The organism is Kitasatospora terrestris, assembly GCF_039542905.1.
GTDB classification, from domain to species: Bacteria; Actinomycetota; Actinomycetes; order Streptomycetales; family Streptomycetaceae; genus Kitasatospora; species Kitasatospora terrestris.
Map to the genome: position 1 here is coordinate 2,857,822 of NZ_BAABIS010000001.1, position 21,323 is coordinate 2,879,144.

General features: G+C 71.5%; 18 protein-coding genes. 5 read left to right on the forward strand and 13 right to left on the reverse strand.

Features of this window, described 5'->3' with window-relative positions; all coding sequences use genetic code 11:
- Nucleotides 1-34: 34 nt before the first annotated feature.
- From rodA to folC, 8 genes are all read right to left on the reverse strand, one after another.
- The gene (rodA, locus tag ABEB06_RS13170; RefSeq protein WP_345697046.1) at nt 35-1,234 is read right to left on the reverse strand and encodes a rod shape-determining protein RodA; all 1,200 of its coding nucleotides are present in this window, start codon (nt 1,232-1,234) and stop codon (nt 35-37) included.
- Nucleotides 1,231-3,468 (reverse strand): penicillin-binding protein 2, encoded by a 2,238-nt coding sequence (mrdA, locus tag ABEB06_RS13175; RefSeq protein WP_345697047.1) that lies wholly within the window; start codon nt 3,466-3,468, stop codon nt 1,231-1,233. The genes rodA and mrdA overlap by 4 nt, the downstream gene beginning before the upstream one ends.
- Before the next feature lie 20 nt (nt 3,469-3,488).
- On the reverse strand, nt 3,489-4,136 hold the full coding sequence (gene mreD, locus ABEB06_RS13180) for a rod shape-determining protein MreD (RefSeq protein WP_345697048.1): 648 nt from the start codon (nt 4,134-4,136) through the stop codon (nt 3,489-3,491).
- 2 nt (nt 4,137-4,138) lie between these two features.
- Entirely contained in the window at nt 4,139-5,077 is a 939-nt protein-coding gene (gene mreC / locus ABEB06_RS13185; protein WP_345697049.1) for a rod shape-determining protein MreC, read from the reverse strand.
- A gap of 66 nt (nt 5,078-5,143) precedes the next feature.
- Nucleotides 5,144-6,169, reverse strand: coding sequence for a rod shape-determining protein (locus tag ABEB06_RS13190; protein ID WP_345701829.1), 1,026 nt, complete (start codon nt 6,167-6,169; stop codon nt 5,144-5,146).
- A gap of 315 nt (nt 6,170-6,484) precedes the next feature.
- Nucleotides 6,485-6,898, reverse strand: a complete 414-nt coding sequence (gene ndk / locus ABEB06_RS13195; RefSeq protein WP_345697050.1) for a nucleoside-diphosphate kinase — start codon at nt 6,896-6,898, stop codon at nt 6,485-6,487.
- A gap of 90 nt (nt 6,899-6,988) precedes the next feature.
- Nucleotides 6,989-7,342 carry a DUF4233 domain-containing protein gene (locus ABEB06_RS13200; RefSeq protein ID WP_345697051.1) on the reverse strand — a complete coding sequence of 118 codons (354 nt, stop codon included), beginning with the start codon at nt 7,340-7,342 and terminating at the stop codon, nt 6,989-6,991.
- A 6-nt stretch (nt 7,343-7,348) separates the two neighbouring features.
- Complete coding sequence (gene folC, locus ABEB06_RS13205) at nt 7,349-8,746, reverse strand: bifunctional tetrahydrofolate synthase/dihydrofolate synthase (RefSeq protein ID WP_425559619.1); 1,398 nt, start codon at nt 8,744-8,746, stop codon at nt 7,349-7,351.
- Between the two features lie 163 nt (nt 8,747-8,909).
- Here folC and ABEB06_RS13210 point away from each other — a divergent pair, with 163 nt between their 5' ends.
- The 3 genes from ABEB06_RS13210 to ABEB06_RS13220 all read left to right on the forward strand — a co-directional run bounded on the left by ABEB06_RS13210 (nt 8,910) and on the right by ABEB06_RS13220 (nt 13,106).
- Complete coding sequence (locus tag ABEB06_RS13210) at nt 8,910-10,322, forward strand: XrtP-associated glycosyltransferase (RefSeq protein ID WP_345697052.1); 1,413 nt, start codon at nt 8,910-8,912, stop codon at nt 10,320-10,322.
- Between the two features lie 18 nt (nt 10,323-10,340).
- The gene (gene wecB, locus ABEB06_RS13215; RefSeq protein ID WP_345697053.1) at nt 10,341-11,474 is read left to right on the forward strand and encodes a non-hydrolyzing UDP-N-acetylglucosamine 2-epimerase; all 1,134 of its coding nucleotides are present in this window, start codon (nt 10,341-10,343) and stop codon (nt 11,472-11,474) included.
- 105 nt (nt 11,475-11,579) lie between these two features.
- Nucleotides 11,580-13,106, forward strand: a complete 1,527-nt coding sequence (locus tag ABEB06_RS13220; protein ID WP_345697054.1) for a chitinase — start codon at nt 11,580-11,582, stop codon at nt 13,104-13,106.
- Between the two features lie 77 nt (nt 13,107-13,183).
- Here the strand turns inward: ABEB06_RS13220 and ABEB06_RS13225 are convergent, their stop codons facing one another.
- A complete protein-coding gene (locus tag ABEB06_RS13225; RefSeq protein ID WP_345697055.1) occupies nt 13,184-13,708 on the reverse strand; it encodes a hypothetical protein in 525 nt (174 codons plus the stop codon).
- A gap of 313 nt (nt 13,709-14,021) precedes the next feature.
- Nucleotides 14,022-16,661, reverse strand: coding sequence for a valine--tRNA ligase (locus ABEB06_RS13230; protein WP_345697056.1), 2,640 nt, complete (start codon nt 16,659-16,661; stop codon nt 14,022-14,024).
- A gap of 148 nt (nt 16,662-16,809) precedes the next feature.
- Here ABEB06_RS13230 and ABEB06_RS13235 point away from each other — a divergent pair, with 148 nt between their 5' ends.
- Both ABEB06_RS13235 and ABEB06_RS13240 read left to right on the forward strand, forming a co-directional pair.
- On the forward strand, nt 16,810-17,718 hold the full coding sequence (locus ABEB06_RS13235; protein ID WP_345697057.1) for a hypothetical protein: 909 nt from the start codon (nt 16,810-16,812) through the stop codon (nt 17,716-17,718).
- Nucleotides 17,715-18,311, forward strand: coding sequence for a hypothetical protein (locus tag ABEB06_RS13240; RefSeq protein ID WP_345697058.1), 597 nt, complete (start codon nt 17,715-17,717; stop codon nt 18,309-18,311). Before ABEB06_RS13235 ends, ABEB06_RS13240 begins: the two co-directional genes overlap by 4 nt.
- A 59-nt stretch (nt 18,312-18,370) precedes the next feature.
- Here the strand turns inward: ABEB06_RS13240 and clpX are convergent, their stop codons facing one another.
- From clpX to ABEB06_RS13255, 3 genes are all read right to left on the reverse strand, one after another.
- Nucleotides 18,371-19,657 (reverse strand): ATP-dependent Clp protease ATP-binding subunit ClpX, encoded by a 1,287-nt coding sequence (clpX, locus tag ABEB06_RS13245; protein WP_253798217.1) that lies wholly within the window; start codon nt 19,655-19,657, stop codon nt 18,371-18,373.
- Between the two features lie 302 nt (nt 19,658-19,959).
- Complete coding sequence (locus tag ABEB06_RS13250; RefSeq protein ID WP_345697059.1) at nt 19,960-20,622, reverse strand: ATP-dependent Clp protease proteolytic subunit; 663 nt, start codon at nt 20,620-20,622, stop codon at nt 19,960-19,962.
- 46 nt (nt 20,623-20,668) lie between these two features.
- Entirely contained in the window at nt 20,669-21,298 is a 630-nt protein-coding gene (locus tag ABEB06_RS13255; protein ID WP_425559772.1) for an ATP-dependent Clp protease proteolytic subunit, read from the reverse strand.
- Nucleotides 21,299-21,323: the final 25 nt, after the last annotated feature.

Here is a 21,323-nt window from a genome sequence, read left to right on the forward strand (position 1 = left end):
CCTCAAGAGTAGCCGAGCTCAGAGGGTCACCGTCTCAGATCCCTATCGGCCGCTGCGAGCGGACGGACTGCAGCAGTCCGATGGCGATCCAGACCGCGAACATCGAGGAGCCTCCGTAGGAGACGAAGGGCAGCGGGATGCCCGCGACCGGCATGATGCCGAGGTTCATCCCGATGTTCTCGAAGGCCTGGAACGCGAACCAGGTGACCACGCCCGCGGCGAGGACCGTGCCGTACAGGTCGGTGGCCTGGCGCGCTATCCGGCAGGCCCGCCACAGGATGACGCCCAGCAGGCCGATCAGGGCGAGCGCGCCGACGAAGCCGAGTTCCTCGCCGGCCACCGTGAAGACGAAGTCGGTCTGCTGCTCGGGGACGAACTGGCCCATGGTCTGGGTGCCGTGGAACAGGCCCATGCCGGTGAGGCCGCCGGAGCCGATGGCGATCCGGGCCTGGGCGGTGTTGTAGCCGACGCCGGCCGGGTCGAGGGCCGGGTTGGCGAAGGCCGCGAACCGGTCGATCTGGTACTTGTCGAGCACGCCGAGCTGCCAGACCGCGATCGCGCCGGCCACGCCGGTGCCGAGCAGGCCGAAGACCCAGCGGTTGGCGGCGCCGGAGGCGAGCAGGATGCCGAGCACGGTCACGGCCATCACCATCACCGAGCCGAGGTCGGGCATCAGCATGACGACGCCCATCGGGACGGCCGCGACCGCGATCCCCTGGAGCACGCTGCGGGTCGGCGGGTACTCCCGCTCGCCGGCGTCGACCCGGGCGGAGAGCACCACGGCCATGCCCATCACGATGGCGAGCTTGGCGAACTCGGCGGGCTGGATGGAGAAGCCGCCGCCGAACTGGATCCAGGAGTGCGCGCCGTTGATGGTCGAGCCGAGCGGGCTGAGCACCGCGAAGAGCAGCAGCAGCACCGCGAGGTAGACGAACGGCACCGCGGTGCGCAGCCGCCGTGTCCCTATCAGCACGGTGACCGCGCACAGCACGAGGCCGATCACCAGGTTGGTGAGGTGCCGGTAGAGGAAGTACTGGGGGTCGCCGTGGGTGAGCGTGTCCCGGCCGCGGGTGGCGGACCAGACCAGCAGCGAGCTGCCCAGCGAGAGGCCGAGCGCGCTGAGGATCATGATCCAGTCGAGCCGGCGGAGCGGGGAGTCCTTGGCCAGCACCCGCGCGAGGTTGCCGCGCCGCGGGCTGAGCCGGACCGGCCGGTACGAGCCGTACGAGGTCATGCGCGGCCCCTTCCGGCGGCGGTGCGGGTTGCGGGTTCGACGGCGGCCAGCGCGACGCTCGGCGGCGCGGGGGTGCCGGCCGGCTGGACCGGGTCGAGGAAGGTGCGGGTGCCCTCGTAGGAGAACGAGGCGGGCTTGACGATCGCGGTGCCGTCCGGGTTGAACTTGGGCAGTTCGGCCTGCGGCTTGGGCAGCAGCGCCTTGCTGTTGTCGATCCCGCCCTTGTCGTCCACGCCGTACAGCGCCTGGTAGATCCGTCGCACCGAGTCGCCGGAGCCGCCGGAGCCGGTGCCGCCCTGGCTTATCGTCATCACGACCGCGTAGTCGGCACTGTAGGTGGTCAGCCACGAGGTGGTCTGCTTGCCGGCGACCTCCGCGGTGCCGGTCTTGGCGTGCAGCTCGATCTGCTTCTGCGGCCAGCCCTGGGCGGTGAACTTCCAGGAGGCGGTGCCCCGTTCGACGACGCCCGCGGTGGCCTCGTTGATGTACTTCAGCAGCTTGCCGTCGGCGGGGAGCCGGCCGTCCTCGTGCGGGGCGATGTCGCGGACCAGGGCGCCGTCCGGGCTGACCACGGCCTTGCCGATGGTCGGGCGGTACAGGATGCCGCCGTTGGCGAGGGCGGAGTAGATCCGGGCCATCTGCAGCGGGGTGACCAGGGTGTCGCCCTGGCCGATCGCGAAGTTGACCGAGTCACCGGCGCGCATCTGGTTGCCGTCGACGCAGTTCTCGCGGGCGATCTCGTCGGTGTACTCGTGACCGCCCTTGGCCGCCTGGGCGCACCAGGCGTCCTTGTTGGCGTCGAAGAAGGACTGCTTCCACTGCCGGTCGGGGACCCGGCCGGGGGTCTCGGACGGCAGGTCGACGCCGGTCTTGGCGCCGAGGCCGTACTGGTGGGCGGTCTTGAAGAACCAGTCGGCGGCGTCCTTCTTGGGCTTGATGCCGCCGTCCTTCATCCACTGGTCGTAGGCGAGGCCGTAGAAGACGGTGTCGCAGGAGACCTCCAGGGCGCGCTCCAGCGTGATGTCGCCGAAGCTCTCGCTCTCGAAGTTCTTGAACTCGCGGCCGCCGATGGTGAGGCTCTTCGGGCACGGGTAGTGGCCGTCCAGCGAGTAGCCGGCCTGCACCGCGGCGTTGGTGGAGATCACCTTGAAGGTGGAGCCGGGGGCCGACTGGCCCTGGATGGCCCGGTTGATCAGCGGGTAGTTGGAGTCCTTGCCGGTCAGCGCCTGGTAGTCCTTGGCGGAGATGCCGCCGACCCACAGGTTGGGGTCGAAGGTCGGGGCGCTGGCCATCGCGACGATCCGCCCGGTGTGCACGTCCATCACGACGGCGGCGCCGGAGTCGGCCTCGTAGTTCTTCTTGGTCTCCTTGTCGTACACCTTGCGGGCGTCGACCATCGCCTGGGCGAGCTGGTCCTCGACCACCTTCTGCACCCGGGCGTCGAGCGAGGTGACCAGGTTGTTGCCGGCCTGCGCGGGGACCCGCCCGGCGCTGCCGATCACCCGGCCGAGGTTGTCGACCTCCAGCTTGTCCACGCCGGTGGTGCCGCGCAGGTCGTCGTCGTAGACCGACTCCAGGCCGGCCCGGCCGATCTGGTCGGAGGGCAGCCGGCGCTCGCGGCCGGGCTTGTCGGCGCTCTTGGTGACCTCGTCGTCGGTGACCGGGGAGAGGTAGCCGAGGACCTGGGCGGCGCTGGCGCCCTCGGCGCCGGTGTAGCGGCGGGTGGCGGTTGGCTGTGCGGTGACGCCGGGGAAGTCCTCGCGGCGTTCCATTATCTGCATCGCCTGCTGGGTGGTGGCCTGCTGGGTCACCGGGATCGGCTGGTACGGGGAGCCGTTCCAGCAGGGCTGCGGGGTCTTGGCGTCGCAGAGCCGGACCTTGTCCTGGACGTCCTTGGCGGGCATGCCCAGCACCTCGGCGAGCCGGGTGAGCACGGCCTTGCCGCGGTCCTTCTGCTGCAGCAGCGAGGTGCGGCTGACCGAGACGACCAGCTTGGTCTCGTTGCCGGCCAGGATCCGGCCGGAGGCGTCCAGGATCTCGCCGCGGATGGCCGGTTCGACCACCTCGCGGATGTGGTTGCCGGCCGCCTTCGCGGCGTAGTCCTTGCCGGTGCGGATCTGCAGGTACCACAGCCGCCCGCCGAGGGTGGCGAGCAGGGAGAGGACCAGCACCTGGAGCACGACCAGCCTGATCGTCACCCGCCGGGTGCGGCCGGTCTCGGGGATGTTCGTCATGAGGACGGGCCTCCTCTCGGTCAGGGCCGCTTGGCGAGGCCGGGCATGCGCCGCTTCTTGGCGTACGTCGGGCCGCTGGATACCTCACGGGTGGTCTTGTACCGCGCCAGCGCGCCGAGTCCGGAGCCGCCGTCGGCGCCGCGCGGGGACTCGGAGACGACCCGGTCGCCGTCGAACCGGCGGGCCAGCAGCATCACCGCGGGCACCACGAACGGGGCGAGCAGCACGTCGTACAGGAGGGCGGAGAACACCAGGCCGGTCAGGCCGACGTGCCGGGCGGCGGTGTCGCCGACCAGGGCGCCGACCATCGCGTACAGCAGGGTGGAGACGATCGCGGCGCCGGCCACCACCAGGAGCGCGCTGAGCGCCGAGCGCTGCCGGCCGCCATCGGGGCGCAGCAGGCCGGCGGCGTAGCCCATCAGGCAGAGGACCAGGGCGTAGCGGCCGATCGCGTGGTCGGAGGGCGGGGCGAGGTCGGCGAGCAGGCCGCCGGCGAAGCCGACCGCGCAGCCGCCGGACGGGCCGTAGACCAGGGCGAGGCCGACCACCACGAGGAGCAGCAGGTCTGGGGTGGCGCCGGGCAGCTGGAGCCGGCCGAGCACGCTGACCTGGATCAGCAGGGCGAGCAGCAGCAGGACGCCGGAGAGGGCGATCCGGTTGATGCGCACGGTCAGTGTCCCCCCGTGGTGGTGGGCGGCGCGGCGGCGGCCGGTGCCGCCGGGGCGGGCGCGGCGGCCGTCGTGGCGGCGGTGGCGGGCGGCAGGACGGCGTCGCGCGGGTCGGTGCGCGGCGGGACGACGACCACGCCGACCAGGTCGAGCCGGGTGAACTGGACGAACGGCTCGACCTGGATGGTCTTGGTGAGCTGGCCGGGGGTGGCCTCGACCTGGACCACCTTGCCGACCGGGACGCCGGGGACGAACGGGCGGCCGCTGTGCGAGCCGAAGGTGACCAGCCGGTCGCCCTCCTTGACCTGGGCGCGGCCGTTCAGCAGCTGGATCTTCATCGGGCCGGTGCCCTGGCCGGCCGCGAAGCCGATCTCGTTGTTGCCCTCCAGCCGGACGCCGGCGGTGAAGCCGGGGTCGGAGGCGAGCAGCACGGTGGCGGTGGTCGGGGCGACCGTGGTGATCCGGCCGACCAGGCCCTGGCCGTTGATGACGGTCATGTCGCGGGTCAGGCCGTCGTCGCTGCCGGCGTCGATGGTGATGGTCCAGGAGAAGCCCTGGGCCGGGCCGATCGCGATCACCTGGGCGGCCTTGACGGTGTATCCGCCGGCGCCGGCGGTGCGCAGCATCTCGTCGAGCTGCTTGGTCCGGCCGGTGGCGGCGTCCGAGGAGGCGAGCCGCTGGCGCAGCTCGGCGTTCTCCCTGGTGGCCTGGTCGAGGCGCTGCTGGTGGGTGGAGGCGTCACGGATGGCCCGGACGTACCCGGCGACCGGGTCGACGGCTCCGGCCGCGCCGCGCTCCACCGGGCCGAGCGCACTGGCCGCGGCCCGGCGGGCGCCGCCGAGCGGCGAGTCCTCGCCGCCCTTGATGTCGACGGTGATCAGCGCGAAGGCGACGGCGACCAGCAGGATGAGCAGTAGTCGGCTCTCGCGTGTGTCCCTCACGGTGCTGGAGCTGCCCCTTCGTACGGTGTGTCTCTGTTCGGTCGGCGTGCTGGAGGCTGTGCCCTGTCAACGACGCGGCTGGGCGTCGAGAACCTGCTGGAGCGCCTCGAACTCCTCGACGCACTTGCCGGCGCCGATCGCCACCGAGTCCAGCGGGTTCTCCGCGATGTGGATCGGCATGCCGGTCTCGCGGCGCAGCCGCTCGTCCAGGCCGCGCAGCAGGGCGCCGCCGCCGGTCAGCACGATGCCGCGGTCCATCACGTCTCCGGCCAGCTCCGGGGGGCACTGGTCGAGGGTGGTCTTCACCGCGTCGATGATGGAGTTGACCGGCTCGTCGATCGCCTCGCGCACCTCGGCGGCGGAGATCACGACGGTCTTCGGCAGGCCGGAGACCAGGTCGCGGCCGCGGATCTCGGCGTGCTCGTCCTTCTCGCCGTCCAGCGCGAAGGCGGAGCCGATCGACATCTTGATCTGCTCGGCGGAGCGCTCGCCGAGCAGCAGGCTGTACTCCTTCTTGATGTGCTGGACGATCGCGTTGTCCAGCTCGTCGCCGGCGACCCGCAGGGACTGCGCGGTGACGATCCCGCCGAGCGAGATGACCGCGACCTCGGTGGTGCCGCCGCCGATGTCGACCACCATGTTGCCGGTCGGCTCGTGCACCGGCAGGCCGGCGCCGATCGCGGCCGCCATCGGCTCCTCGATGATGTGCACCTGGCGCGCGCCGGCCTGGGCGCTGGCCTCGATCACGGCGCGGCGCTCGACCCCGGTGATGCCGGACGGCACGCAGACCACGACCCGGGGGCGGGCCAGGTAGCGGCGGCGGTGGATCTTCAGGATGAAGTAGCGCAGCATCCGCTCGGTGATCTCGAAGTCGGCGATCACGCCGTCCTTCAGCGGGCGGATGGCGACGATGTTGCCCGGCGTGCGGCCGATCATCTTCTTCGCCTCGGCGCCCACCGCCAGGATGCCGCCGGTGTTGGTGTTCACCGCGACCACCGACGGCTCGTTGAGCACGATCCCCTTGCCCCTGACGTACACCAGGGTGTTGGCAGTGCCGAGGTCGATCGCCAAGTCCCGGCCGATGAACGACAGGTTGTTCGCCATGGGATGTGGAGTGCCTTCCCGAGTTCGGATCAATGGCGGGGAGCGGGCCGGCCGCGCGGGCCCGTGCGGGGGCTGACGGCAGCTGAGCAGCCGCACCGGGCCCGTGAGTTGGGGTCCATCGTAGCCACGCCGGTCGTCGCGAGCGGCGGGTACGGCATGCTGCCCATTCTCCGTGCGCGGAGCGGCTTCCCGTGGCATTGGACGCCGTGTCGGGCAGCCGGGTTCCGTGATTTGACGATTAACGCCCAGATGGCGGGCAGCACCGCGGGGTGCGGGGCGGCAGCCGCCCCGCACCCCGGGTGGTCAGGCGTGCGAGGGGAAGAAGATCTTGATCTCGCGCTCGGCCGACTCCGGCGAGTCGGAGGCGTGGATCAGGTTCTCGCGGGTGATCGTCGCGTAGTCGCCGCGGATGGTGCCGGCCCCGGCCTGCAGCGGGTCGGTGGCACCGGCCAGCGCCCGGATGCCGGGGACGACGTTCTCACCCTCGACGATCAGCGCGATCGACGGGCCCGAGGTCATGAACTCCAGCAGCGGCTCGTAGAACGGCCGGCCGACGTGCTCGGCGTAGTGCTGCTCCAGCGTCGCGCGGTCGAAGGTCCGCAGCTCGATCGCGGCGAAGCGCCAGCCGGCCTTGCGCTCGATCCGGCTGATGATCTCGCCGGCCAGACCACGCTGGACGGCGTCGGGCTTGAGCAGGACGAGAGTGCGCTGGGACACGGGGCGGCTCCTGGGGATCGGGTCGTGCGTGCGGTGTACCGCAGACCCTACCCCGGGCCCCGGGCCCCGACGTGAACGGCCCGGGGCAGGTCAGGCGGGCTGTGCGGCGGGCGCCGCGGAGGCCTCCCTGGCCGCCTTGATCTCGTCGATCTTCCGGCCGTAGTGCACCGAGCACCACCACAGGCCGGTGAAGATCACGCCGAACGCGTACATGGTCGGCAGGACCAGACCACTGGCCAGGATGCCCAGCTGCAGGGCCCAGCCGACCCAGACCGCGCCGGGCCGGGTGATCACGCCGCAGAGCAGCACGCACAGCAGCATGGCCAGGCCGCTGACCAGCCAGATCGTGCCGGCGCCGACGTCGGTCAGCTTCATCGCGACCAGTCCGGCGAACAGGATCAGCAGGGCCTCGCCGATCAGCGTCGAGGAGCACAGGGTCCGCATCGGCGGCTACTTCCTTCCGAACAGCAGGCGCGCCTCGCCCACCGTGATGACCGAACCGGTGACCAGCACGCCCGCGCCGCCCAGGTCCTCCTCCTCGGCCAGGGTGATCGCCGCCTCGATGGCGTCGTCCAGTCGGGGCTCGACCTGCACGCGATCCTCACCGAAGATCTCCACCGCGAGCGCGGCGAGCCGGTCGACCGGCATCGCGCGGTGGGTGGAGTTCTGGGTGACGACCACCTCGGCCAGCACCGGTTCGTACGCCTCCAGCAGGCCGGAGACGTCCTTGTCGCCGCTGGTGGCGATCACGCCGACCAGCTTGGTGAAGCCGAAGGCCTCGCCGAGCGCGGAGACCGCGGCCTCGGCGCCGTGCGGGTTGTGCGCGGCGTCCAGGATCACGGTGGGGCTGCGGCGGACCACCTCCAGGCGGCCCGGGGAGGAGACGCCGGAGAACGCCGCCCGGACCTTCTCCTCGTCCAGCGCGCCGCCGGACGCGCCGCCGACGCCGAAGAACGCCTCCACGGCGGCCAGCGCGAGCGCCGCGTTGTGCGCCTGGTAGGCGCCGTGCAGCGGGATGAAGACGTCCTCGTACTCGTGGCCGCCGAGGCCGCGCAGGGTGACCACCTGGCCGCCGACCGCGACCTCCCGGCGGATCACGCCGAACTCCATGCCCTCGCGGGCCACCGTGGCGTCCACCTCGACCGCGCGGCGCAGGACGGACTCGGCGGCGTCCAGCGGCTGCTGGGCGACCACGGCGAGCGCGCCGGGCTTGATGATGCCGGCCTTCTCCTTGCCGATCTTGCCGGTGGTGTCGCCGAGCCGGTCGGTGTGGTCCAGGCCGATCGGGGTGATCACCGAGACGACGGCGTCGATCACGTTGGTGGCGTCCCAGGTGCCGCCCATGCCGACCTCGACCACGGCGACGTCCACCGGGGCGTCGGCGAAGCAGGCGTACGCCATGCCGGTCAGCACCTCGAAGAAGGAGAGCGCGATCGGCTGGGTGTCGTCGACCATCCGCACGTAGGGCTCGATGTCGCGGAAGGTCTCGACGAACTTCTCCACGTCGATCGGCGCGCCGTCCAGGCTGATCCGCTCGGTGACCGACTCCACGTGCGGGCTGGTGTACCGGCCGGTGCGCAGCTCGAAGGAGCCGAGCAGGCGCTCGATCATGCGGGCGGTGGAGGTCTTGCCGTTGGTGCCCGTGATGTGGATGGACGGGTACGAGCGCTGGGGTTGGCCGAGGATGTCCATCAGCGCCGCGATGCGGTCGAGCGAGGGCTCGATCTTGTTCTCGGGCCAGCGCTTGGACAGCTCCAGCTCGACGGCGCGCAGCTCGGCGTCGACGCCGTCGGCGGCCTCGCCGCCGGGTCGGATGGTGTACGGGTTCTGCCCGGCCTTCTCGGTCACCCCCCAAGTCTAGGACTCGCGCAGGGGCGCCCTTCGCACTCCCGGTCCGGTGACCGCCATCACCTCACCAAGAATTGGCAAAGTCGATCGTTTACCATCGAAATGATGGCGCATTGCGGCGCTCACCCTTCAGTTTGAAGAAGCATGCCGATTGGGGCCTTCGATGGATCAGTTATTCACCACCCACCGGGAGGCGGTCCTGGCGACCGCCCACCTGCTGTCGCTGGCCCTGCTGGTCTACATGCTCCTGGTCTTCGGCCGCTTCCTGCTCTACTGGAGCGGATCCGCCCGCGCCCACCGCGCCAACCGGCCCGCCGCGCCGGGCGACGCCGACGCCTTCCAGTGGCACCTGGTGATCCCCTGCCGCGACGAGGAGACGGTGATCACCGCCACCCTCGCCGCGCTCCGCGCGAGCTGCCCGCAGGCCCACCTGTGGGTGGTCGACGACCACAGCGAGGACCGCACCGGCGAGCTCGTGCTGGCCGCCGCCGCTCAGGACCCGCGGATCCACCTGGTCGAGCGCCGCCGTCCGGACGCCCGGATCGGCAAGGGCGCCGCCCTCAACGCCGCCTACCGCGCGATCTCCGCCCTGCTCCCCGCCGACGCCGACCACGAGCGCGTGGTGCTCGGCGTGGTCGACGCCGACGGCCGCCTGGAGCCCGGCACCCTCCCCCAGGTCGCCAACGACCGGGCGATGGGCCGCCCCGACACCGGCGCCGTCCAGATCGGCGTCATGATGCGCAACGCCGGCGAGCGGCGCCCGCTGCCCGAACGCGGCCGGCTCGCCAACGCCGCCGCCCGCACCCTGGTCCGGATGCAGGACATCGAGTTCCAGGCCGCCAACGCCGGCATGCAGCTGCTGCGCCGCCGCACCGGCTCGGTCGGCCTCGGCGGGAACGGCCAGTTCGTCCGGCTCGCCGCCCTGGACGAGCTCGCCGACGGCGGCGGCAGGCCCTGGCCCGAGCGGGCCCTGCTGGAGGACTACGAGTCCGGGCTCGAACTGCGGCTGGCCGGCTACCGGCTCACCCACGTGCACGAGGTCCGGGTCTCCCAGGAGGGCCTGGTCTCCGGTCGGCGCTTCCTCACCCAGCGCACCCGCTGGGCCCAGGGCAACCTGCAGTGCCTGCGGTACACCGGCCGGGTGCTGCGCTCCCGCGAGTACGGCTGGTCCGGCAAGGCCGAGGTGCTCTACACCTTCCTCCAGCCGCTGGCCGCCGTCGCCCTGGTGGTGCTCACCCCGCTGTCGGTCGGCATCACCCTGGCGACCCGGTTCTTCTTCGCCGACGACGCCGCCGCCTTCGCGTCCCGGTTCGGCCCGCTGATGGTCGCCGCCTTCGTGCTCGCCGCGCTGCCGCTGGTGTTCTGGGGCACCTCCTACCGCCGCCACCACCACCCGGACCGCTCCCGGCTGACCGGCCTGCTCTGGGGCGCCGGCCTCTGGCTGTACACGTACCACGTCTTCCTGGTCGGCGTCCGTGCCGCCGTCCGGATCCTGCTCGGCCGCAACGGCTGGGCCAAGACCCGGCGCAACGCCGAGTCCACCGCCGCCGGCGCCCCCACCGCGCTCGAAGCCTGACCGGAAGGAGTCACCGACATGACCGCCCACCACCTGCGCCCGCAGAGCGTCGCCGTGGTCCTCGGCACCAGGCCGGAACTGGTCAAGCTCGCGCCGCTGATCCACGAACTCGGCCCCGCCGCCCGCCTGGTCCACACCGGGCAGCACTGGGACGAGGCGATGTCCGGCCGCTTCCTGCGCGAACTCGACCTCCCCGAGCCCGAACTGCTCACCGGCGTCGGCGGCCGCCCGCGGGCCGGCCAGATCGCCGCCTCGCTCGGCCAGCTCGACACCGCCTTCGACACCGACCGCCCGACCGCCGTCATCGTCCAGGGCGACACCAACGCCACCCTGGCCGGCGCCCTCGCCGCCAACGCCCGCGGCATCCCGCTGGTGCACGTCGAGGCCGGGCTGCGCAGCCACGACCGCGCCATGCCCGAGGAGCACAACCGGGTCATGGTCGACCACATCGCCGACCTGCTGTGCGCCGCCACCCCCGCCAACGCGGCCAACCTGCGCGCCGAGCGCATCCCCGACCGGCGGATCAGCGTCACCGGCAACACCGTCGTCGAGGTCGTCCGCCGCCAACTCCCCTCCGCGCGAAGGCGCCACGCCCTGCTGAGCCGGTACGCGCTCACCCCCGACCGGTACGTGCTGGCCACCGTCCACCGCCCGGAGAACACCGACACCGCGGACGCGCTCGGCGCCGTCCTCGGCGAACTCGACCGGATCGCCCGGGCCGGCACCGCCGTCCTGCTCCCGCTCCACCCGCGAACCCGGGCCGCCGTCGAGCGGTACGCCCTCACCGCGCTGCTGGAGCGGCTGCAGGTGGTCGAACCGCTCGGGTACGCCGACTTCCTCGGACTGGCCCGGCACGCCGCGCTGCTGGTCTCCGACTCCGGCGGCGTCCAGGAGGAGTGCACCGTGCTCGGCCGCCCGCTGCTGGTGGTCCGCCGCTCCACCGAACGGCCCGAGGCCGTGGACGCCGGCTTCGCCGCCCTGGTCTCCCCCGGGCCCGAACTCGGCCTGCTCGCCGCCGACTGGCTCGCCGACCGCGACGCCCGGCTCGCCCGGCTCGCCGCCACGCCGAGCCCGTACGGCGACGGCCACGCCTCCGAACGGATCGCCCGGCTGACCGCCGCGCTCGCGGTCCCGGAACTCGCCGCCGCCTGACACTGGGGCAACTCGCCCCCTTGACACCGCAATTGGTCTACTCCACCGTGTGACACACTCCCTGCACCGCACTCCCCATCCCCCACTCCCCCACATGGAGATGGCATGCGTGCACCACACCGCCACACCGCCAGAGCGCCACTCGCCGCCCTGGTCGCCACCGTGCTGGCCCTGGTCGGCCTGCTGCTGGCCGGCCAGTCCGGCACCGCGGCCGCCGCCGACGTGGACGTCGTCCGCAACGGCGACTTCGCCTCCGGCAACCACATCGCGCCGTGGTCCTGCCCGACCGGGGTCGCCCCGGTCAACAGCACCGCGACCGGCTGGGACCTCCAGGGCACCCCGGCCGGCTCGGACTACGCCCAGTGCAGCCAACAGGTCACCGTGAAGCCGTCCTCGACCTACAGGCTGACCGCCCAGGTCCAGGGCTCCTACGTGTTCCTCGGCGCCACCGGCACCGGCGGCACCGACCCGTCCACCTGGACCTCCTCCACCACCTGGACCACGCTCACCACCACCTTCACCACCGGACCGTCCACCACCTCGGTCTCGGTGTGGTTCCACGGCTGGTACGGACAGAGCGCCTACCTGGTCGACCGGGTCTCCATGGTCGGCCCGGGCGACGCCTCGCCCAGCCCCTCCGGTTCCAGTACCTCGGTCAGCCCGACCCCGAGCAGCTCCACCTCGCCGTCGCCGTCCACCTCCACCTCGCCGTCGCCCTCCTCCAGCACCAGCCAGCCGCCCAACAAGCACCGGCTGACCGGCTACTGGCAGAACTTCGACAACGGCGCCACCGTGCAGCGGATCAGCGACGTCCCCGCCGCGTACGACATCATCGCCGTGTCCTTCGCCGACGCCACCGCCACCCAGGGCGGCATCAGCTTCACCCTGGACAGCACCCTCTCCAGCCGGCTCGGCGGCTACACCGAGGCCCAGTTCAAGGCGGACATCGCCGCCAAGCGGGCAGCCGGCAAGAAAGTGGTCGTCTCCGTCGGCGGCCAGAACGGCACCGTCTCCGTCTCCAACTCCACCGCCGCCACCACCTTCGCCACCACCGCCTACTCGGTGATCCAGCAGTACGGCTTCGACGGCGTCGACATCGACCTGGAGAACGGCGTCAACGCCACCTACATGGGGCAGGCGCTGCACTCGCTGGCGTCGAAGGTCGGGAGCGGGTTCGTGCTCACCATGGCGCCGCAGACGATCGACATGCAGTCGACCGGGAACGAGTACTTCAAGCTGGCGCTGAACACCAAGGACATCCTGACCATCGTCAACATGCAGTACTACAACAGCGGCACGATGCTCGGCTGTGACGGCGGGGTGTACGCGCAGGGCACCGTCAACTTCCTGACCGCGCTCGCCTGCATCCAGCTCAAGGGCGGCCTCGCACCGAGCCAGGTCGGCCTGGGCGTGCCCGCCTCCACCAGCGCGGCCGGCGGCGGCTACGTCAGCCCGGCGACGGTCAACGCCGCCCTCGACTGCCTCGCCGGCGGCACCAACTGCGGCACCTTCAAGCCCGACACCAAGTGGCCCGGCATCGGCGGAGCGATGACCTGGTCCACCAACTGGGACGCGAAGGCCGGCAACGGCATCGCCAACACCGTCGGCTCCCACCTGCACGCCATGCCGTAAGCGCTTCGCCGGGGGCGCGGCCGGCCGCCCCCGTCACGGGGCCGATCCGGTGGTCGGCCCCGCAGGCCCCCGAGCCCCTAGCTCCGTCGGGCCTCGGGGACCTGGATCAGCCGGCCGTGGTGGCGGCGGCGGAGCTCCGCCGCGATCTCCTCCGCCTCGCCGTCCGGGAGGAGCGGCAGCATCATCGCCACCGCCTGCAGCAGCCCGCCCAGCAGGTACGTGGTGTCGGGCGTCGCCGCCACCAGGTTCCGCACGCCGTCGACGTCCCCCGCCCCGACCGCCTCCAGCAGCCGCGCGGCCCCGGCCATCTCCTCGTCGACCGCGACCGCCGCCGTGTCGGCCGGCGCGCGCCGGGCGAGCGCACGCAGCACCCGGTCGGCGACCTCCGGGGCGTAGGCCTTGCGGACGGCCTCGGCGGCGATCCACACCAGGAGCGTCGTCACCTCGCGTTCCGCGTGCTCGGCGAGGAGCAGGTCGAGCTCCTCGTCGAAGGCGAGCTGGTTGCCGTGCCGGAATGCCAGCAGCAGCGTCGCCGCCCGGGCCTTGGCCTCGTGAACCGCCTCGGCCGGCAGCTCCTCGGCCAACTCCCTGGTCACCGCCATGCCGTGCCTCCCGTCAAGTCGTGCCGCTCGAATGGGAACTTCCGCCCACCGTACACAGGCGAACTGCGAACCCGGTGTTGCGCGCGCACGCCGCCGTGGAAATGAATTCGATAAACCGGTGATCCGCACCGCGCTATTGGCTGCCCGCCCGCCCCACCTCCCCACATGGCGTCCTTTGTACACGTCTACGGGCACCGGGAATGCGCCGAACGAGGGACGCCGGAATTCCCCGGCGCAATTCTTTACGCCCGGGAACGGCGAAGGGCCGCCGCCCCGTTGCACGGGACGGCGGCCCTGGCGAACCGCTGTCGGATCAGCCCTGCGGCAGCGCCGCGAGCTGGGCGGTGATCCGGACGATGTCGGCCTCGGCGGCCTCCTGGCGGGTGCGGATCTTGGCGACCACGTCGTCCGGCGCCTTGGCGAGGAACGCCTCGTTGCCGAGCTTCGCGGTGGTCTGCGCTTTCTCCTTCTCGGCGGCCGCGAGGTCCTTGGCGAGGCGCTTGCGCTCCGCCGCGACATCGATGGTGCCGGACAGGTCCAGCGAGACCGTCGCGCCGGCGACCGGCAGCGAGGCGGTGGCGGTGAAGCCCTCCTCCGGAACGGTCAGGCGCAGCAGCGAGCGGATCGCGTCCTCGTGGACGCCGAGCACGGTGCCGGCCAGCTCCAGCTGCGCGGGGACGCGCTGCGCGGGCTGCAGGCCCTGGTCCGAGCGGAAGCGACGGACCTCGGTGACCACCTGCTGCAGCGTGGCGATCTCGGCCTCGGCCTCCGCGTCGCGGAAGCCGGAGTCCTTCGGCCACTCGGTGACCACCAGCGACTCGGCGCCGGTGAGGGTGGTCCACAGGGTGTCGGTGACGAACGGGACCACCGGGTGCAGCAGGCGCAGGGTGAGGTCCAGGACCTCGCCGAGCACCCGGCGGGCCGCGTCGGCCTGCGCCCCGCCCTTGGCGAGGGTGGTCTTGGAGAGCTCGACGTACCAGTCGAAGACCTCGTCCCAGGCGAAGTGGTAGAGCGCGTCCGAGACCTTGGCGAACTCGTAGTCGTCGTACAGCGCGTCGACCTCGGCCACGGTCGCGTTGAGGCGCGAGAGGATCCAGCGGTCGACCGGGGTCAGCTCCTCGGCGGCCGGCAGCGGGCCCTCGACGGTGGCGCCGTTCATCAGCGCGAAGCGGGTGGCGTTCCAGATCTTGTTGCAGAAGTTCCGGGAGCCCTTGACCCAGTCCTCGCCGATCGGCACGTCGGCGCCGGGGTTGGCGCCGCGGGCCAGGGTGAAGCGGACCGCGTCGGCGCCGTAGGCGTCCATCCAGTCCAGCGGGTCGACGGCGGTGCCGGACGACTTCGACATCTTCTTGCCGAACTCGTCGCGGACCAGACCGGTCAGGGCGACCGTCTTGAACGGGGCCTGGCCGTCCATCGCGTACAGGCCGAACATCATCATCCGGGCGACCCAGAAGAAGATGATGTCGTGGCCGGTCAGCAGGACGTCGGTCGGGTAGAACTTCTCCAGGTCGGGGGTCTTCTCCGGCCAGCCCAGCGTGGAGAACGGCCACAGGCCGGAGGAGAACCAGGTGTCCAGGACGTCCGGGTCCTGGTGCCAGCCCTCGCCGGTCGGCGGCTGCTCGTCCGGTCCGACGCAGACGACCTCGCCGTCGGGGCCGTACCAGACCGGGATCCGGTGGCCCCACCAGAGCTGGCGCGAGATGCACCAGTCGTACATGTTGTCGACCCAGTCGAAGTAGCGGCGCTCCAGCTCCTTCGGGTGGATCTCGACCCGGCCGTCGCGGACCGCGTCGCCGGCGGCCTGCGCCAGCGGCTCGACCTTGACCCACCACTGCAGCGACAGCCGCGGCTCGACGATGGTGTGGCAGCGCGAGCAGTGGCCGACCGAGTGGACGTACGGCCGCTTCTCGGCGACGATCCGGCCCTGCTCGCGCAGCGCGCCGACCACGGCGGATCGGGCCTCCAGCCGGTCCAGGCCGAGGAACGGGCCGTGCACGGTGATGACACCGCGCTCGTCCATCACGGTCAGGTTGGGCAGGCCGTGGCGCTGACCGATGGCGAAGTCGTTGGGGTCGTGCGCCGGGGTCACCTTGACGGCGCCGGTGCCGAACTCCGGGTCGACGTGCTCGTCGGCGACGACCGGGATCTCCCGGTCGGTCAGCGGCAGCTTGATGCTGCGGCCGACCAGGTGCTTGTAGCGCTCGTCGTCCGGGTGGACGGCGACCGCGGTGTCACCGAGCATCGTCTCGGCGCGGGTGGTGGCGACCACGATCGAGTCGTCGCCCTCGCCGTAGCGGATCGAGACCAGCTCGCCGTCGCGGTCCTTGTGCTCGACCTCGATGTCGGAGAGCGCGGTGAGGCAGCGCGGGCACCAGTTGATGATGCGCTCGGCCCGGTAGATCAGGCCGTCGTCGAAGAGCTTCTTGAAGATGGTCTGGACGGCCTGGGACAGGCCCTCGTCCATGGTGAAGCGCTCGCGCGACCAGTCGACGCCGTCGCCGAGGCGGCGCATCTGGCCGAGGATCCGGCCGCCGTAGTTCTCCTTCCACTCCCAGACCTTCTCGACGAAGGCCTCGCGGCCCAGGTCGTGGCGGGAGAGGCCGGACTCGGCGAGCTGCTGCTCCACCTTGTTCTGGGTGGCGATGCCGGCGTGGTCCATGCCGGGCAGCCACAGCGCCTCGAAGCCCTGCATCCGCTTGCGGCGGGTGAGGGCGTCCATCAGCGTGTGCTGGAAGGCGTGGCCGAGGTGCAGCGCGCCGGTGACGTTCGGCGGCGGGATGACGATGGTGTACGCCGGCTTGTCGCTCTTCGCGTCCGCCGTGAAGTAACCGCGCTCCACCCAGCGCTCGTACAGCACGCCCTCTACCTCGGCCGGGGCGTAGGTCGTCGGGAGGGTGGCTGCGTTGTCCCCGGGGCCGTTGGCGTCGGGGCGCTGGTTCGTCGTGTCGGTCACGACGCACAGTTTACGGAACTCCGGAGCGCGGTTACGAACCGCATTTGCCCGAACCACCCGGGCGGGTCGACGCCGCCGTGCGATAGCGTGCCCGAATTACTCGTACGCGACAGGGGCCGCCGATCCACGGCGGCGGGGGAGACGCCAGATGTACGGCCAGGGGCAGGGGCAGCAGTATCCGCCGCAGGGACAACCGCAGCAGCCGTGGGGGCAGCCGCAGCAGCCGCCCGGCGTGCCGAACTACGGTGCGCCGCAGCCCCCTTACGGCCAGCCGCAGCAGCCCGCCCCGCCGTACGGCGGCCAGCAGCCGCCCTCCTACGGCTACCCCCAGCAGCAGCCGCCGCAGCAGCAGCCGTACCCGCCCCAGCAGCCCTTCCCGCAGCAGCAGGGCCAGCCGGGGTACGGCTACCAGCCGCCGGCCCCGCCGAAGCGCGGCAACGGACTCCTGATCGGCCTGGTCATCGGCGTGCTGGTGCTGGGCGGCGGCGCCGCGGCCTGGGCGCTGAGCGGCGACGACTCCCCCGGCGGCGGCGGTGGCACCACCGCCGGCTCGGGCATCGGCGGCAAGTACAAGGTGGTCGCCGCCGACACCGTGCCGGGCGGCTACACCAAGAAGTCCTCCTCCGACCGGGGCGCGGTCACCGGCGCCGAGGGCCTGGCGACCCTGGAGGCCTCGACCGGCGCGGTCTACCAGAAGTCCCCGGCCGAGCTGCTGATCCTCGGCGGCAGCTGGGGCACGGTCAAGGATCCGGACGCCCTGATCACGCTCGGCGTCGGGCAGGCCGTCAAGGGCAGCGGCGACGAGAAGCTGACCTGGAAGAAGGAGCCCACCGCGGTCGACGCCAAGGACCCCAAGGACCCGGGCGGCAAGCTCCGGTGCGGGGTGGCCACCAGCGGCAAGGCCGACATCCCGGTCTGCATCTGGGCCAACCACGCCACCTTCGGCACCGTGAGCTTCGTCAACACCCTTCCCACCGGCGGCACTTCGCTGCTCACCCAGGCCCAGGCGGCCGACCGCGCCCGGCAGGTCCGGGACGCCGTCGTGGTCGCCAAGTGAGGTCACGCCGGACGCTCTGGGTGGTGCTCGGCTGCGTGGGCGGCACGCTGCTGGTCACCGTCGGACTGCTCGGCTACTTCGTCTACGACACCGCCGCGTCGACCGGCCGGAACCGGATCGTGCTGCCGCCGAGCTTCCAGGGCCTCGCCGCCGATCCGGACGGCTCGACCGCCAAGGAGCTGGCCGCCCAGCTGGAGTCCGGCTACGCCCGGGGCTCCGGCCGCTGGACCCCGACCGCCCTGGTCAGCGCGGTCTACCGGGACGCGGCGACCGGGCGGACGCTGGTCGCGGCCGGCGCGTACGGCCACGTGCTGCGGCCGTCCGACCAGGTGGACACGGTGTTCGACGGCGCCGCGGCCGCCGGCGACGCGCGGACCGACGGCCGCCGGGACGTCGACCCGGGCCCGCTGGGCGGCCGGATGTCCTGCGCGACCACCGAGAGCCAGGGCCGGCGGGTCGGCTTCTGCGCCTGGGCCGACGGCAGCACCGTGATGACGCTGGTCGACCTCGACGCCGCCGGGAAGGCCGTCGACCTGGACCGGGTCGCGGCCGCCGCCCGCGAGCTGCGGCAGCTCTCCGAGATCCCGAAGTAGCCCGGACAGCGGAACGGCCCCGCACTCACCAGGAGTGCGGGGCCGTTCCGACGACCGGCTCAGGCGGACTTGTCGCGCCGCTCGCGCTGGATCTTGTCACGCGGGACCAGGGTCGGGATGGCGTGCTTGGAGACCACGTCCCCGGTCACCACCACGCGGGCGACGTCCTGGCGCGAGGGCACCTCGTACATCACGGACATCAGCACCTCCTCCATGATCGCGCGCAGGCCGCGGGCGCCGGTGCCGCGCAGGATCGCCTGGTCGGCGATGGCCTCCAGCGCGTCCCGGGTGAACTCCAGCTCCACGCCGTCCAGCTCGAAGAGCTTGCGGTACTGCTTGACCAGCGCGTTCTTCGGCTCGGTGAGGATCTGCAGCAGCGCCTCGCGGTCCAGGTTGTGCACGCTGGTGATCACCGGCAGACGGCCGATGAACTCGGGGATCATGCCGAACTTGACCAGGTCCTCCGGCATCACCTGACGGAAGTGGTCGCTCGCGTCCTGCTCCCGCTTGGAGCGGATGGTCGCGCCGAAGCCGATGCCCTTGGCACCCGCGCGGCCCTCGATGATCCGCTCCAGACCGGCGAAGGCACCGCCCACGATGAACAGCACGTTCGTCGTGTCGATCTGGATGAACTCCTGGTGCGGGTGCTTGCGGCCGCCCTGCGGCGGCACCGAGGCGGTGGTGCCCTCCAGGATCTTCAGCAGCGCCTGCTGCACGCCCTCGCCGGAGACGTCACGGGTGATCGACGGGTTCTCGCTCTTGCGGGCGACCTTGTCGATCTCGTCGATGTAGATGATCCCGGTCTCGGCCTTCTTGACGTCGTAGTCCGCCGCCTGGATCAGCTTGAGCAGGATGTTCTCGACGTCCTCGCCGACGTATCCGGCCTCGGTCAGCGCGGTGGCGTCCGCGATCGCGAACGGCACGTTCAGCATCCGGGCCAGGGTCTGGGCGAGCAGGGTCTTGCCGGAGCCGGTCGGGCCGAGCAGCAGGATGTTGGACTTGGCCAGCTCGATGGCGTCCTCGCGGCCGTTGCCGGCGCGGCCGTTCTCCCCGGCCTGGACGCGCTTGTAGTGGTTGTAGACCGCGACGGACAGCGCCTTCTTCGCGAGGTCCTGGCCGACCACGTACTGGTCGAGGAACTCGTAGATCTCGCGGGGCTTCGGCAGCTCCTCGAAACGGACCTCCGAGGACTCCGCGAGCTCCTCCTCGATGATCTCGTTGCAGAGGTCGATGCACTCGTCGCAGATGTACACGCCTGGCCCGGCGATCAGCTTCTTCACCTGCTTCTGCGACTTGCCGCAGAACGAGCACTTGAGCAGGTCGCCACCGTCTCCGATGCGTGCCACGAGGTGCTTCCCCTTCGCCAGGGGCCCCGCGGGGGTTCCGGGGCCTGGTGCTGTGGACCGGCTGCGCCGTCGGCGGTCGGTCTCGCTATCCGACGGTACTCTGCCGAGCCGGTAATTCCGCCGACTTCGACAGCTCTGCCCTACGCCCTGGGCGAATTGATACCGAACAGATGCCGTCGTACGGGCATGGACCGCCCGCGCTCCCTCTCGATTGTGCCGGGCCGAACCGCCCGGCGGAACGGCCCGGGGCGGGGCGTACGTCACTCCTCGGTGTGTACGCCCCGCCCCGGAGCCGCTCGGCCTCAGTCGCTCAGCGAGGTCTTGCGGGTGGAGATGATCTGGTCGACCAGGCCGTACTCCAGCGACTCCTCGGCGGTGAGGATCTTGTCGCGCTCGATGTCGTCGCGGACCTTCTCGATCGGACGGTTGGAGTGCTTGGCCAGCATCTCCTCCAGCTGCGCGCGCATCCGGAAGATCTCGTTGGCCTGGATCTCCAGGTCCGACACCTGGCCGCGGCCGGTCTCGGTGTACGGCTGGTGGATCAGCACGCGGGCGTTCGGCAGCGCCATCCGCTTGCCCGGGGTGCCGGCGGCCAGGATGACCGCGGCGGCCGAGGCGGCCTGGCCCATGCAGACCGTCTGGATGTCGGGCTTGACGAACTGCATGGTGTCGTAGATCGCGGTCAGCGCGGTGAACGAGCCGCCCGGGGAGTTGATGTAGAGCGAGATGTCGCGGTCCGGGTCCATCGACTCCAGGCAGATCAGCTGCGCCATGATGTCGTTCGCCGAGACGTCGTCCACCTGCGAGCCGAGGAAGATGATGCGCTCCTCGAACAGCTTGGCGTACGGGTCGTACTCGCGGATGCCCTGCGAGGTGCGCTCGACGAAGCGCGGCACGATGTAGCGGCCCTCGGCGCGCATGTCCTCCAGGCGCGCCTTGGCACCGGACAGGCTGGGGATGTTCATGTTCTGTGGTCCTCCGAAGCGTGCGGTCTGTGGTCTGCTGCCTGCGTCAGCCCGCGAGGCCGGCGCCGGTGCCGCCGCCGCCGGGGACGTCCGCCGCGCTGTGCATGATGTCGTCGATCAGACCGTAGGCCTTGGCCTCCTCCGGCGTGAACCAGCGGTCACGGTCGGAGTCGGCGGTGATCTGGTCGAAGGACTGGCCGCTGTGCTGGGCGATCAGCTCGGACATCCGCTTCTTGGTGCGGAGCAGCTGCTCGGCCTGGATCTTGATGTCGGTGGCCGAACCGCCGAGGCCGGCGGAGGGCTGGTGCATCAGGATGTTGGCGTTCGGCAGCGAGAAGCGCTTGCCCTTGGCGCCCGCGGTCAGCAGGAACTGACCCATCGAGGCGGCCATGCCCATCGCGATGGTGACCACGTCGTTCTTGATGTACTGCATGGTGTCGTAGATCGCCATGCCCGCGGAGATGGAGCCGCCCGGGGAGTTGATGTAGAGGTAGATGTCCTTCTCCGGGTCCGCGGCCAGGAGGAGGAGCTGGGCGGTGATCTTGTTGGCGATGTCGTCGTCGACCTGCTGGCCGAGGAAGATGATGCGCTCGTTGAGCAGCCGGTTGTAGACCTGGTCGCCCAGGCCGCCGAGCACGTCGCCGGCGGCGGCGTGCGGCGCCATCAGGCCAGGCATCTGCATCTGCGGGAACGTCACTTAG

Bases quoted from the DNA above. Each gene is read 5' to 3' on its own strand.
- ABEB06_RS13200 (WP_345697051.1), bottom strand. From the start codon at position 7,342: ATGCGGACCCTGTGCTCCTCGACGCTGATCGGCGAGGCCCTGCTGATC.
- rodA (WP_345697046.1), bottom strand. From the start codon at position 1,234: ATGACCTCGTACGGCTCGTACCGGCCGGTCCGGCTCAGCCCGCGGCGC.
- wecB (WP_345697053.1), top strand. From the start codon at position 10,341: ATGACCGCCCACCACCTGCGCCCGCAGAGCGTCGCCGTGGTCCTCGGC.
- ABEB06_RS13235 (WP_345697057.1), top strand. From the start codon at position 16,810: ATGTACGGCCAGGGGCAGGGGCAGCAGTATCCGCCGCAGGGACAACCG.
- ABEB06_RS13255 (WP_425559772.1), bottom strand. From the start codon at position 21,298: ATGCCTGGCCTGATGGCGCCGCACGCCGCCGCCGGCGACGTGCTCGGC.
- mrdA (WP_345697047.1), bottom strand. From the start codon at position 3,468: ATGACGAACATCCCCGAGACCGGCCGCACCCGGCGGGTGACGATCAGG.
- ABEB06_RS13210 (WP_345697052.1), top strand. From the start codon at position 8,910: ATGGATCAGTTATTCACCACCCACCGGGAGGCGGTCCTGGCGACCGCC.
- ABEB06_RS13220 (WP_345697054.1), top strand. From the start codon at position 11,580: ATGCGTGCACCACACCGCCACACCGCCAGAGCGCCACTCGCCGCCCTG.
- ABEB06_RS13225 (WP_345697055.1), bottom strand. From the start codon at position 13,708: ATGGCGGTGACCAGGGAGTTGGCCGAGGAGCTGCCGGCCGAGGCGGTT.
- ABEB06_RS13250 (WP_345697059.1), bottom strand. From the start codon at position 20,622: ATGAACATCCCCAGCCTGTCCGGTGCCAAGGCGCGCCTGGAGGACATG.